This window comes from Streptomyces deserti (assembly GCF_054782695.1).
This window is the reverse complement of sequence record NZ_BAAGRZ010000008.1, coordinates 25,758-39,278: the sequence shown is the minus strand read 5'-3', so window position 1 is coordinate 39,278 and position 13,521 is coordinate 25,758. Positions and strand designations below refer to the sequence as shown.

The 13,521-nt window shown below is 70.5% G+C and carries 10 protein-coding genes and 1 pseudogene; 10 read left to right on the top strand and 1 reads right to left on the bottom strand.

Annotated features, from left to right (window positions below; all coding sequences use genetic code 11):
• Positions 1-45 precede the first annotated feature (45 nt).
• From ACYVMZ_RS16350 to ACYVMZ_RS16340, 3 genes and pseudogenes are all read left to right on the top strand, one after another.
• Positions 46-258 carry a DUF4244 domain-containing protein gene (locus ACYVMZ_RS16350; RefSeq protein ID WP_461080123.1) on the top strand — a complete coding sequence of 71 codons (213 nt, stop codon included), beginning with the start codon at positions 46-48 and terminating at the stop codon, positions 256-258.
• Positions 245-667: a TadE family type IV pilus minor pilin gene (locus tag ACYVMZ_RS16345; RefSeq protein WP_461080121.1), complete on the top strand. Its 423-nt coding sequence runs from the start codon at positions 245-247 to the stop codon at positions 665-667. The genes ACYVMZ_RS16350 and ACYVMZ_RS16345 overlap by 14 nt, the downstream gene beginning before the upstream one ends.
• An 8-nt stretch (positions 668-675) precedes the next feature.
• Positions 676-1,036: pseudogene (locus ACYVMZ_RS16340) on the top strand (Rv3654c family TadE-like protein); the annotation flags it as partial.
• Here the strand turns inward: ACYVMZ_RS16340 and ACYVMZ_RS16335 are convergent.
• Positions 1,007-3,658: a DEAD/DEAH box helicase gene (locus ACYVMZ_RS16335; protein ID WP_461080119.1), complete on the bottom strand. Its 2,652-nt coding sequence runs from the start codon at positions 3,656-3,658 to the stop codon at positions 1,007-1,009. The pseudogene ACYVMZ_RS16340 and the gene ACYVMZ_RS16335 overlap by 30 nt on opposite strands.
• 79 nt (positions 3,659-3,737) lie before the next feature.
• On the opposite strand from ACYVMZ_RS16335, the gene bldG reads away from it, so the two are divergent.
• The 7 genes from bldG to topA all read left to right on the top strand — a co-directional run bounded on the left by bldG (position 3,738) and on the right by topA (position 13,511).
• Entirely contained in the window at positions 3,738-4,079 is a 342-nt protein-coding gene (gene bldG, locus ACYVMZ_RS16330) for an anti-sigma factor antagonist BldG (protein WP_003991900.1), read from the top strand.
• A gap of 132 nt (positions 4,080-4,211) precedes the next feature.
• On the top strand, positions 4,212-4,649 hold the full coding sequence (locus tag ACYVMZ_RS16325) for an ATP-binding protein (protein WP_461080115.1): 438 nt from the start codon (positions 4,212-4,214) through the stop codon (positions 4,647-4,649).
• A gap of 323 nt (positions 4,650-4,972) precedes the next feature.
• A complete protein-coding gene (locus ACYVMZ_RS16320; protein WP_461080113.1) occupies positions 4,973-7,378 on the top strand; it encodes a sodium-translocating pyrophosphatase in 2,406 nt (801 codons plus the stop codon).
• Between the two features lie 208 nt (positions 7,379-7,586).
• Entirely contained in the window at positions 7,587-8,174 is a 588-nt protein-coding gene (locus ACYVMZ_RS16315) for a small secreted protein (RefSeq protein ID WP_461080111.1), read from the top strand.
• 154 nt (positions 8,175-8,328) lie between these two features.
• Positions 8,329-9,891, top strand: coding sequence for a DUF7059 domain-containing protein (locus ACYVMZ_RS16310; RefSeq protein ID WP_461080109.1), 1,563 nt, complete (start codon positions 8,329-8,331; stop codon positions 9,889-9,891).
• Between the two features lie 357 nt (positions 9,892-10,248).
• Positions 10,249-10,446 carry a hypothetical protein gene (locus tag ACYVMZ_RS16305; protein WP_461080107.1) on the top strand — a complete coding sequence of 66 codons (198 nt, stop codon included), beginning with the start codon at positions 10,249-10,251 and terminating at the stop codon, positions 10,444-10,446.
• 245 nt (positions 10,447-10,691) lie between these two features.
• A complete protein-coding gene (gene topA / locus ACYVMZ_RS16300) occupies positions 10,692-13,511 on the top strand; it encodes a type I DNA topoisomerase (protein ID WP_461080105.1) in 2,820 nt (939 codons plus the stop codon).
• The last annotated feature ends 10 nt before the right edge of the window (positions 13,512-13,521 follow it).

Here is a 13,521-nt window from a genome sequence, read left to right as displayed (position 1 = left end):
AGGACCTTTGTCACTTCAACGGGACTCTTCCTTACGGGGGTTGAGATGTATCAGGCGGTACGGGCACGGCTGCGTGCCCTGGTGTGCAAGGCGCGCGCGGCGGTGCGCAGGGACGCGGGGATGGTCACCTCCGAGTACGCGATGGGCATCGTGGCGGCGGTGGCGTTCGCCGTGGTGCTCTACAAGGTGGTCACGAGCGGCACGGTCAGCGCGGAGTTGCAGAACATCGTGAAGCGGGCGCTCGATGCGCGGATGTGAGCGCGGTGCGGGCGCAGGGGCAGGGGCAGGCGCGGGCGCGCGTGTCGGTGCGGATGCGGATGCGAATGGGGGCACGGGTGATGAGGGGTTCGTGACGGCGGAGTCGGCCGTGGTGCTGCCCGTGCTGGTGTTGTTCGCGGCGGCGCTGGTGTGGGGGCTGCTGGTGGTGGTCGCGCAGATCCAGTGCGTGGACGCGGCGCGGACCGGCGCTCGTGCGGCGGCCCGTCAGGATCCGCCGGGCGCGGTCGTCGAGGTGACCCGCGAGGTGGCACCGCCCGGGGCGGAGGTCACGGTCAGCCAGGAGGCGGACCAGGTCCGTGTCGTCGTCGTTGCCGAGCCGCCGGTCCTGCATGGCCTGCCCTTCGATGTGCGGGAGGAGGCCGTGGCGTCGGTGGAGGTGGGGTCGTGAGGGGGATTTTGGGGAAGCGGTGGTCGGCCGGCGGCGTTCGGTGTCCTGACCGCGGCTCCGCCACCGTCTGGAGCGTCGGGATCATCGCCGTCCTGTGCGTCGTCTTCGGCCTCGCACTCGCCCTGGGGCAGGCCGTCGTGACCCGGCACCGTGCGGCCGGGGGCGCGGATCTCGCGGCGCTCGCGGCGGCGGATCACTGGGCGGAGGGCGAGGCGGCGGCCTGTGGACGGGCGGGCCGGGTGGCCCGGGCGCAGGCCACGCGGCTCGTGCGGTGCGCGATCGTCGGTGACGTCTCGGACGTGACGGTGGCATCCGGGCGGGGGCCGTTCGCGGCGGAGGTCAGGGCCCGGGCGGGTCCTGCGGAGGCCGTGGGGCGGGCGGAGCCGGGTCCGTCGACGGGGCCCGCTGGCCAGGTTCCCCCGACGGGCGCCGCTGGCGTCCCGGTACCGCCGGCGGCCCACTCCGGTCCCCCTCAGCCGGCGGTCCACTCCGGTCCTCATCAGTCGGCGGCTCGTCCCGGCCCTCTTCAGCCGCAGCCTCCTCCTTCGGCGCCCCCTCCAGCAACACCGTGAGCAGTCGTACAGCGCCCCGCTTGTGCAGCGGATCGTTGCCGTTGCCGCACTTGGGGGACTGGATGCAGGACGGGCAGCCGGCGTCGCACTCGCAGGAGGCGATGGCCTGGTGGGTGGCGGTGAGCCAGGCGCGGGCGGTGTGGAAGGCGCGTTCCGCGAAGCCCGCGCCGCCGGGGTGGCCGTCGTACACGAAGACGGTGGGCAGGAGCGTGTCGGGGTGCAGTGGGATCGACACGCCGCCGATGTCCCAGCGGTCGCAGGTCGCGAAGAGCGGCAGCATGCCGATCGACGCGTGCTCGGCGGCGTGCAGGGCGCCGCCGAGGATCTCCGGGTTGATCCGGGCCCGGTCCAGCTGGTCCTCGGTGACCGTCCACCACACGGCACGGGTGCGCAGCGTACGGGGAGGGAGGTCGAGTTTGGTCTCGCCCAGCACCTCGCCGGTGATGAGGCGGCGGCGGAGGAAGGAGACGACCTGGTTGGTGACCTCGACGGAGCCGTAGCACAGGCGGCCGTCCCCCCACGGGACCTCGATGTCCGTCTCCAGGACGGAGATCGACGTGGTGTCGCGGGCGACCGTGGAGTACGGCGGGCTGGCCTCCTCGACCAGGGCGACGGAGTCCTCCAGGTCCAGTGACCGCACCAGGTACGTGCGGCCCTGGTGCAGGTGGACCGCGCCCTCGTGCACCGTGGAGTGGGCGGCGCCCGCGTCGACGGTGCCCAGCAGGCGGCCCGTACCGGCCTCGACGACCTGGACCGGCTGTCCGCCTTCCCCGCGGATGTCGGTCAGGTCCGCGGCCCGCTCCCGGCGGGTCCAGTGCCAGGCCTTGGCCCGGCGGCGCAGCAGCTTCGCGGCCTCCAGCTGGGGGAGGAGCTCCTCGCAGGCGGGGCCGAACAGGTCCAGGTCCTCGTCCGTGAGGGGCAGCTCCGCCGCCGCCGCGCACAGGTGGGGGGCCAGCACGTACGGGTTGTCGGGGTCGAGGACCGTGGACTCCACCGGCTGGTCGAACAGGGCCTCGGGGTGGTGGACGAGGAAGGTGTCCAGCGGGTCGTCGCGGGCGACCAGGACGGCCAGCGCTCCCTGCCCGGACCGTCCGGCCCGGCCCGCCTGCTGCCACAGGGACGCGCGCGTGCCCGGATAGCCGGCGATGACGACCGCGTCCAGGCCGGAGATGTCGATGCCGAGTTCCAGGGCGTTGGTCGCGGCGAGGCCGAGGAGCTCGCCGGAGTGCAGGGCGCGTTCCAGGGCGCGGCGCTCCTCGGGGAGGTAGCCGCCACGGTAGGCCGCCACGCGCCGGGCCAGGGAGCGGTCGACCTCGGCGAGGCGTTCCTGGGCGATGACGGAGATCAGCTCCGCGCCGCGCCGGGAGCGGATGAAGGCGACCGAGCGGACGCCCTGCACGGTGAGGTCGGTCAGCAGGTCGGCGGCCTCGGCGGTGGCCGTGCGGCGGACGGGTGCGCCCTTCTCGCCCTCCATCTCCGTCAGCGGGGGTTCCCAGAGGGCGAACACCAGTTCACCGCGCGGGGAGGCGTCGTCGGCGACCTCCACCACCGGCAGGCCGGTGAGGCGGCGGGCGGCCACCGCGGGCTCGGCGGCGGTCGCCGAGGCCAGCAGGAAGACGGGTGAGGCGCCGTAGCGGGCGCACAGGCGGCGCAGTCGGCGCAGCACCTGGGCGACGTGCGAGCCGAAGACGCCCCGGTAGGTGTGGCACTCGTCGATGACGACGTACTTCAGCGACTTCAGGAAGGAGGCCCAGCGCGGGTGGGAGGGGAGGATGCCGCGGTGCAGCATGTCCGGGTTGGTCAGCACGTAGTTGGCGTACTGGCGGATCCACTCGCGTTCCTCGAACGGGGTGTCGCCGTCGTAGACCGCGGCGCGCACCGAATGGCCCAACGGGTGTGAAAGTTCCTTCACGGATCGGCACTGGTCCGCCGCAAGCGCCTTCGTGGGCGCCAGGTAGAGGGCGGTGGCGCCGCGGCCGTTCGGGGCCTCGGCGCCGTCCAGGAGCGTCGACAGGACCGGCACGAGGTACGCCAGGGACTTGCCGGAGGCGGTGCCGGTGGCGACGACGACCGAGTGGCCGTCCAGGGCGTGCTCCGCCGCGCGTGCCTGGTGGGCCCAGGGCTGCTGGATGCCCGCGGCCTGCACGGCTGCGATGACCTCGGCGCGGATCCGGTCCGGCCAGACGGCATGGCGACCCTCACGCGGGGGCAAGTGCTCCGTATGAGTAATGCGCGAAGCCCGGCTCGGCCCGGAGGCGAGCCGGTCCAGGACCGCGCCCGGCGCCGGTCGGGAGGCGGGGTCCGTCGGGGGTCGATCGGATCGGTGATTCTTGGCCATCGGCACCGAGTGTGTCACTGGCGTGACGGACAATGGGGCCAAGGCGTCGTGCACGCCTGCCGGTAAGTGATTGAATGCCATCGCGGCTGGCGAACCGTCCAGGGGCCGAAGCCGAGATGCCCCAAGGGCGACCGCTCGATAGCAAGGTGCTGGAGGATCCGTGGACCTGTCCCTGTCGACCGAGACCATGGGCGATCGCACGATCGTCAGGGTCGGTGGCGAAATCGACGTATATACCGCGCCCAAGCTGCGCGAGCAGCTGGTCGAGCTGGTGAACGACGGCAGTTTCCACCTTGTCGTCGACATGGAAGGTGTGGACTTCCTCGACTCCACCGGCCTCGGCGTGCTGGTCGGCGGCCTCAAGCGCGTGCGGGCCCATGAGGGCTCCCTGCGCCTGGTCTGCAACCAGGAGCGCATTCTGAAGATCTTCCGCATCACCGGCCTCACCAAGGTGTTCCCGATTCACACCTCGGTCGAGGAAGCGGTGGCGGCGACCGACTGATCACCTGCCCCGGGCCGCGTGCCCGGGGCAGGAGATGTTCGGCGAGACGTTCGGAAAGTGAACAGCGAGGGGGCCCGGGCTTTCGGCGGCCCGGCCGCCTCGACAGCACGCCCGTAGTTGCGAGGGGGATGCATGGCCACCGTTGAGCTCCGCTTCAGCGCGCTGCCCGAGCACGTCCGGACCGCCCGGCTGGTGGCGGCAGCGGTGGCGCGCAGGGCCGGAGTGGACGAGGCCGTCCTCGACGAGGTCAGGCTGGCCGTCGGCGAGGCCTGCAGCCGGGCCGTCGGACTGCACCAGACCAGCGGAATCTCGGCGCCGGTGAAGGTGCTGCTGATCGAGGAGGAGAAACAGTTCTCCATCGAGGTCGGCGACGAGGCCCCGCACGCCGCCCCCGGTGAGCGGGCGCCGGGCGCCGGGCCCGGTGACGGCGACGTGGAGGCCGACGAGGACGAGATGGGCCTCGCGGTCATCAGCGGGCTCGTCGACGACGTCGAGGTCACCACAGGGGAGCAGGGCGGACAGATCCGCATGAGGTGGCCGACCACGCCGCCGGCCACGCTGCTTCCCTGACCTAGTCACCTCGTCACCTGGTTCCCTTCGTTCACCTCGTTCACTGCGCAACTATTTCTGTTCCGAAGGGCCCCACTCGTTGGGGCCCTTCGGCATGTGCGGCTGTCGGTGCCCGCGTTTACAGTGGTTCCTGTGCGGTTCATTGCGTGAATTCGTTCACGATCATTCGTGCGCCCAATAGGCGATCTATGAGGTCGTGCGCGAATGCTTTGAGGGCGTTACCGATTTCGCCAATTCGATTTATCGCGCACTGTTTTGATCAGGTTCCGGTACCTACAATCCCGTCCACATCTTGAGCTCAGCCCAAGCGTCAAGGAGGACGAATGGCGGGGCTTTCCATCTCACATCAGTCGGGCCACCCCACAGACCTCGCAGCCGCCGTGCTGACCGACGACAACCGCGTGCTCGTGGCGGTCATCGCGGTCGTGGCCCTGGCGGCGCTCGTGGTCGCGGGCGTCCTGGTGCGCCAGGTGCTCGCGGCCGGCGAGGGCACCGACAGCATGAAGAAGATCGCGGCAGCGGTCCAGGAGGGCGCCAACGCCTATCTGGCCCGTCAGCTGCGCACGCTCGGCGTATTCGCCGTGATCGTTTTCTTCCTGCTCATGCTGCTGCCCGCGGACGACTGGAATCAGCGTGCCGGACGGTCGGTGTTCTTCTTGATCGGCGCGGCGTTCTCGGCGGCCACCGGCTATATCGGCATGTGGCTGGCCGTACGCAGCAATGTGCGCGTCGCCGCGGCGGCGCGCGAAGCGACACCGGCGGCGGGCGAGCCGGAAAAGGATCTCACCGCCGTCTCGCACAAAGCGATGAAGATCGCATTTCGCACGGGCGGCGTCGTCGGCATGTTCACGGTGGGGCTCGGCCTGCTGGGCGCCTCCTGCGTGGTGCTGGTGTACGCGGCCGACGCGCCGAAGGTGCTCGAGGGCTTCGGCCTCGGCGCGGCGCTCATCGCGATGTTCATGAGGGTCGGCGGCGGCATCTTCACCAAGGCCGCCGACGTCGGCGCCGACCTGGTCGGCAAGGTCGAGCAGGGCATTCCGGAGGACGACCCGCGCAATGCCGCGACCATCGCCGACAACGTGGGCGACAACGTCGGCGACTGCGCGGGCATGGCGGCCGACCTCTTCGAGTCGTACGCCGTGACCCTGGTCGCCGCGCTGATCCTGGGCTCGGCCGCCTTCGGTGACGCCGGGCTCGCCTTCCCGCTGCTCGTGCCCGCGATCGGTGTGATCACGGCCATGATCGGCATCTTCGCGGTGGCGCCGAGGCGCGCCGACCGCAGCGGCATGACCGCGATCAACCGCGGGTTCTTCATCTCCGCGGTGATCTCGCTCGTACTGGTGGCGGCGGCCGTCTTCATCTACCTGCCCGGGAAGTACTCCGAACTCGACGGCGTCACCGATGCCGCGATCACGGGCAAGAGCGGCGACCCGCGGATCCTCGCGCTCGTCGCGGTGGCCATCGGCATCGTGCTGGCCGCCCTGATCCAGCAACTGACCGGCTACTTCACCGAGACCACCCGGCGGCCCGTGCGGGACATCGGCAAGACCTCGCTGACGGGGCCCGCCACCGTCGTCCTCGCCGGTATCTCCGTCGGGCTCGAGTCGGCCGTCTACACCGCCCTGTTGATCGGCCTCGGCGTGTACGGGGCGTTCCTGCTCGGCGGTGCGTCGATCATGCTGGCACTGTTCGCGGTGGCGCTGGCCGGCACCGGCCTGCTCACCACGGTCGGTGTGATCGTCGCGATGGACACCTTCGGGCCCGTCTCCGACAACGCGCAGGGCATCGCCGAGATGTCCGGCGACGTCCAGGGCGCGGGCGCCCAGGTGCTCACCAACCTGGACGCGGTCGGCAACACCACCAAGGCGATCACCAAGGGCATCGCGATCGCCACGGCCGTGCTCGCCGCGGCGGCGCTGTTCGGGTCGTACCGCGACGCGATCATCACCGGGGCGCGGGACGTGGGCGAGCAGCTGTCCGGGTCGGGGGCGCCGATGAGCCTGATGATGGACATCTCGCAGCCCAACAACCTGGTCGGCCTCATCGCGGGCGCGGCGGTCGTCTTCCTCTTCTCGGGGCTGGCGATCAACGCGGTGTCGCGGTCGGCGGGTGCGGTGGTCTTCGAGGTGCGGCGGCAGTTCCGCGAGAAGCCCGGGATCATGGACTACACCGAGAAACCGGAGTACGGAAAGGTCGTCGACATCTGCACCAAGGACGCCCTGCGTGAACTCGCCACCCCCGGTCTGCTCGCCGTGATGGCGCCCATCTTCATCGGGTTCACGCTCGGCGTCGGGCCGCTGGGCGCGTTCCTGGCGGGCGCGATCGGCGCGGGCACGCTGATGGCGGTGTTCCTCGCCAACTCCGGTGGCGCCTGGGACAACGCGAAGAAGCTCGTCGAGGACGGCCACCACGGCGGCAAGGGCAGCGAGGCCCACGCGGCCACCGTCATCGGCGACACCGTCGGCGACCCCTTCAAGGACACTGCCGGTCCCGCGATCAACCCGCTGCTGAAGGTCATGAACCTGGTGTCGCTGCTGATCGCCCCCGCAGTGATCAACTTCTCGTACGGCGCCGACAAGAGCATCGGGGTACGGATCCTGATCGCGGCCCTCGCGTTCGTCGTGATCGTCGGCGCGGTCTACGTCTCCAAGCGCCGCGGCATCGCCATGGGTGACGAAGACAGCGCCGAACGGGAATCCAAGTCGGCTGACCCCGCGGTGGTTTCGTAGGCCACCTCGTAGGTCCTCGGACAAGCTCCAGCTCAAGGTGCGGGCGGGCGGTGCGCGTTGACGCGTCGCCCGCCCGCTCTGTGTCTGTTCACACCCTTCACCGTGAGCCTTCTCTCTCTTGGTGCAAATGGTTACAAAAAGGTCTTAATAGTCGTTCGGCATGCGGTTGTAGCCCATCTGGCGTGTATGTTCCGGGGCCGAGAGAGCCATGGAAGGGACCAATCCGGTGAACAAGAAGCTCGCGGCCGCACTGTCCGGCGGTGCGGTACTGGTACTGGCGCTGTCGGGATGCGGCGGCGACGACAACGACAAGCTGGACTCCTGGGCGAAGCAGGTCTGCGACGCGGTGCAGCCGCAGGCCAAGAAGATCGAGGCCGCCAACGCCGCGATCCAGAAGGAGACCTCGGACAACAGCACTCCGGAAGAAGTCCAGAAGACCGACTCGCAGGCCTTCCAGGACATGTCCGACGCCTACAAGGCGATCGGCGCCGCCGTCCAGAAGGCCGGTGCGCCCGACGTCGAGAACGGCGAGAAGAAGCAGAAGGACGCCGTGACGGAGCTCAACGGCATCTCCTCCTCGTACGCGTCCCTGAAGAAGCAGGTCGACGCGCTCAACACCAAGGACCAGGCGAAGTTCGCCGACGGCCTCAAGGACATCGCCACCGAGCTGGACAAGCTCAGCAAGAGCGGGAACGACGCCCTGCGCACGCTCGAGGAGGGCGACGTCGGCCAGGCCATGGCCAAGCAGCCCAGCTGCAAGGCGGCGACCGGGTCGGCGTCGGCCACGGCGGGCTGAGAGCCGGGCCCGGCTGCGGCGCCCCGGCTTGAGAGCCGCTCGAAGCTGAGCCCCGCCTCAGGCTGGGCGCCGAACAGGAGGAGCGGTCGTTCGTCAACCGAAACAGGCCCCGGTACGCGCGCGTGCCGGGGCCTTGCCGTTCCGAACGGCCAGAATGGGGGGCGTGAGCAACGCCAGCCAGTCACCCCAGCCCGCCCTGCCCTCCTCCGACCGCCCCGACGTCGCCGCCCGGCTCCGGGACGCGCTGCTCGGAGCCTCCTTCACCGCCGACGGATTGCTCGAACTGCTCGGCGCCCCGGCGTACGCGGCGCTCGCACGCGGTGAGACCGTCCCCGCGCTCCGGGCGACCCGCGGGGACACGCCGCTGGAGATGCTCGTACGGCTGTTCCTGCTTCAGCAGCCGGTACGGCACGCGCGCGTGGCGGAGGTCCTGCCCGTCGACGCGTGCCTGGAGAGCGGCTGGCTGGTGCGCGTCGGCGGGGACTCAGGCGGGGACTCCGGCGGGGACGACGTCGCCGCGACCGTGGACGTACGGCCGTACGGCGGGCTCGACGGCGAGGACTGGTTCATCGTGTCCGACCTGGGCTGCGCGGTCGGCGGCGCCGGCGGCATCGGCAAGCGGGACGAGGGAGTGGTCCTCGGGGTCGGCGGGGCGTCCACGACGCTGGCCGGGATCACCGTCCGGACTCCCGTCGCCTCCGCGCTCGACCTCGGCACCGGCTCCGGCATCCAGGCGCTGCACGCCGCGCAGCACGCCACGCGCGTGACGGCGACCGACGTCAATCCGCGCGCCCTGCACATCGCCGCGCTCACGCTCGCCCTGTCCGGCGCCCCGGCCGCCGATCTGCGGGAGGGGTCGCTGTTCGAGCCGATCAGGGCGGACGAGACGTACGACCTGATCGTGTCGAACCCGCCGTTCGTGATCTCGCCGGGTGCCCGGCTCACCTACCGCGACGGCGGGATGGGCGGGGACGATCTGTGCCGCGCGCTCGTTCAAGGGGCAGGGGAACGGCTGAACGTGGGCGGGTTCGCGCAGTTCCTCGCCAACTGGCAGCACGTGGAAGGGGAGGACTGGCAGGACAGGGTCAGGTCGTGGGTGCCTCGCGGGTGCGACGCCTGGATCGTGCAGCGCGAGGTGCAGGACATCACTCAGTACGCCGAGCTGTGGCTCCGGGACGCGGGGGACCACCGTGGTGACGTGGCCGAGTACCAGGCGCGGTACGACGCATGGCTCGACGAGTTCGAGGCGCGCAAGGTGAAGGCCGTCGGCTTCGGCTGGATCACGCTGCGCAGGACGGACTCCGCCGCACCCTCGATCACCACGGAGGAGTGGCCGCATCCGGTCGAGCAACCGCTCGGTGAGACGGTCCGCGCGCACTTCGACCGGCTCGACTACCTGCGGACGCACGACGACGCGGCCCTGCTCGAAGCGCACTTCAAGCTGGCCGCCGAGGTCGTCCAGGAGCAGGTCGGGCTGCCCGGCGCCGAGGACCCCGAGCACGTCGTGCTGCGCCAGAACCGCGGCATGCGCCGGGCCACGAAGGTGGACACCATCGGCGCGGGCTTCGCGGGCGTCTGCGACGGCACGATGAGCGCGGGCCGGATCCTGGACGCCATCGCCCAGCTCGTCGGCGAGGACCCGGTGCTGTTGCGCGACCGCACGCCGGCCCAGATCCGGCTGCTGATCGAGCAGGGGTTCCTGGAGCCGGCCGGCTGAGACGGGAGGGCGGCTCCGGCGCAGACGCGAGGCGCCCCGGCCAAGACGCGACGGTGCCCCGACGAAGAGGGTGCGGTGCGAAGAAGGTGCTCTGGGAAGAAGGGGGGCGACGAAGAAGGTGCCCCTCGAAGAAGATGTCCCGACGAAAAGACGCCCGGACGAAGACGTGAGGGCGGGGCTCCGACAAAATCACGCCGATTTGGGCAGCTCGTCCGGACGGGTCGCAAGGGGCGGTCGGCCGTGATCCACAGGCTCGTCGGTCCGGCGTTCACCTCAGGTTCGCCTGTCCGCCGCCCGTGCGTGTCAGTCTCCCGGGGCTGGGCACACGCGGACCGGAGACAAGGGGCACGGGGGGCCATGGAGAGCGGACCGGCGATCTTCGCGGGAATGGTGTTCTCCCTGTTCGGAGGCGGACTGCTGGTGTGGACCGCGGCCCGTGTGCGGCACCACCGGCCCGTCGCCCAGGGTGTGAGCCCCGTCGCATCGGTGACCCTCGCGAGCCTCGCCGCGGTGATCACTGTGACCCTCGGCGTATGGTGCTTCACCCGCGTCTGACCACCCGGAGGCGCCGCGGCCCTCGGTAACCAGAAGGTCGCGCTCCGCATGGGGCCCCGAGAGCACCCGGTACTCCGTGCGGCAGGAATAGTGGTAGTCGGGTTACCGTTCGAGTGGCCGTTGCGGGCTTTTCCCGTTTGACACGGGGGCGGGATGTACCGTCACACTCCGCAGCGTCACCACCCCCCGACCCCGGGAGCACAGGCCTGGGGAGGCCCCAGCGTCGACCGGAGAGAAGAGCGAAGTTGTCCCCGACCAGCGAGACCGCGAAGGGCGGCCGCCGACTCGTCATCGTCGAGTCGCCTGCCAAGGCGAAGACGATCAAGGGCTATCTCGGCCCCGGCTACACCGTCGAGGCGAGCGTCGGGCACATTCGCGACCTTCCCAACGGCGCCGCGGAGGTGCCCGAGAAGTACACCGGCGAGGTCCGCCGCCTCGGTGTGGACGTCGAACACGACTTCCAGCCGATCTATGTGGTCAACGCCGATAAGAAGGCGCAGGTCAAGAAGCTCAAGGACCTGCTGAAGGACTCCGACGAGCTCTACCTCGCCACCGATGAGGACCGCGAGGGCGAGGCCATCGCCTGGCACCTCCAGGAGGTCCTCAAGCCCAAGATCCCGGTCAAGCGCATGGTGTTCCACGAGATCACCAAGGACGCGATCCGGGAGGCCGTGGCCAACCCGCGTCAGCTCAACCAGAAGCTGGTCGACGCCCAGGAGACCCGCCGCATCCTCGACCGTCTCTACGGCTACGAGGTCTCGCCGGTGCTGTGGAAGAAGGTCATGCCGCGGCTGTCCGCCGGCCGCGTGCAGTCCGTCGCCACCCGGCTCGTGGTGGAGCGGGAACGCGAGCGCATGGCTTTCCGTTCTGCTGAGTACTGGGACCTGACGGGCACCTTCGCGACCGGCCGCGCGGGAGATCCGTCGGACCCGTCGTCGCTGGTCGCCCGCCTGCAGACCGTCGACGGCCGCCGGGTCGCGCAGGGCCGCGACTTCGACTCCCTGGGACAACTCAAGAGCGCGAACATCCTCCACCTCGACGAGGCGACCGCCCGCGCCCTGGCCGCCGCCCTGGAGAACACCCGCTTCTCCGTGCGGTCCGTCGAGTCCAAGCCGTACCGCCGCTCGCCGTACGCCCCGTTCCGTACGACGACGCTGCAGCAGGAGGCCAGCCGCAAGCTCGGCTTCGGCGCGAAGGCGACCATGCAGATCGCGCAGAAGCTGTACGAGAACGGCTACATCACGTACATGCGTACGGACTCCACGACCCTGAGCGACACGGCCATCGCCGCCGCCCGCGCCCAGGTCACGCAGCTGTACGGCGCCGACTACCTGCCGCCGCAGCCGAGGACGTACGCCGCCAAGGTCAAGAACGCGCAGGAGGCGCACGAGGCCATCCGGCCCTCGGGTGATCGTTTCCGCACGCCCGCCGAGACGGGACTGACCGGCGACCAGTTCAAGCTCTACGAGCTGATCTGGAAGCGGACCGTCGCCTCCCAGATGAAGGACGCCACGGGTAATTCCGTGACGGTGAAGATCGGTGGCACCGCCGCCGACGGCCGGGACGTCGAGTTCAGCGCGTCCGGCAAGACGATCACCTTCCACGGCTTCCTGAAGGCGTACGTCGAGGGCGCCGACGACCCGAACGCCGAGCTGGACGACCGCGAGCGCCGGCTGCCGCAGGTCGCCCAGGGCGACGCCCTGACCGCCGAGGAGATCACGGTCGACGGGCACGCCACCAAGCCCCCGGCCCGCTACACGGAGGCCAGCCTGGTCAAGGAGCTGGAAGAGCGCGAGATCGGCCGCCCGTCGACGTACGCGTCGATCATCGGCACGATCCTCGACCGCGGCTACGTGTTCAAGAAGGGCACGGCCCTGGTGCCGTCCTTCCTGTCCTTCGCCGTGGTCAACCTCCTGGAGAAGCACTTCGGGCGGCTCGTCGACTACGACTTCACCGCCAAGATGGAGGACGACCTCGACCGCATCGCCCGGGGCGAGGCGCAGGCCGTGCCGTGGCTGAAGCGGTTCTACTTCGGCGAGGGCGTCAGCAACGGTGACGCGGCCGACGCCGGCAACGGCGACGGGGACCACCTCGGCGGCCTCAAGGAGCTGGTGACCGACCTGGGCGCGATCGACGCACGCGAGGTGTCGTCGTTCCCGGTGGGCAACGGCATCGTGCTGCGGGTCGGGCGCTACGGCCCGTACATCGAGCGCGGCGAGAAGGACACCGAACAGCACCAGCGCGCCGACATCCCCGATGACCTGGCGCCGGACGAGCTGACCGTCGAGCTCGCGGAGGAGCTGCTCGCCAAGCCGAGCGGCGACTACGAGCTGGGCACCGACCCGGCGACCGGCCACACGATCGTCGCCAAGGACGGCCGCTACGGCCCGTACGTCACGGAGATCCTCCCCGAGGGCACCCCGAAGACGGGCAAGAACGCGGTCAAGCCGCGCACGGCGTCCCTCTTCAAGTCGATGTCCCTGGACACGGTGACCCTCGAGGAGGCGCTGAAGCTGATGTCGCTGCCGCGCGTCGTCGGCACCGACACCGACGGCCAGGAGATCACCGCGCAGAACGGCCGCTACGGCCCGTACCTGAAGAAGGGCACGGACTCGCGGTCCCTGCAGTCCGAGGACCAGCTCTTCACGATCACGCTGGAGGAGGCGCAGGCGATCTACGCCCAGCCCAAACAGCGTGGCCGGGCGGCCGCCAAGCCGCCGCTGAAGGAGCTGGGCACCGACCCGGTCAGCGGCAAGCCGGTCGTCGTCAAGGACGGCCGTTTCGGGCCGTACGTCACCGACGGGGAGACCAACGCGACCCTGCGCTCCGGCGACAGCGTCGAGACGATCACCCCGGAGCGCGGCTTCGAGCTGCTCGCCGAGAAGCGCGCGAAGGCGCCCGCCAAGAAGACGGCGAAGAAGACCGCCGCGAAGAAGGCCCCGGCCAAGAAGGCGGCGGCCGCGAAGAAGACGACGGCTGCCAAGAAGACGACCACGGCGAAGAAGACCACCGCCAAGAAGACGGCCGCGAAGAAGGCGACCGCGTCGAAGGCGGCGGAGGACTGAGGGCGGCTCA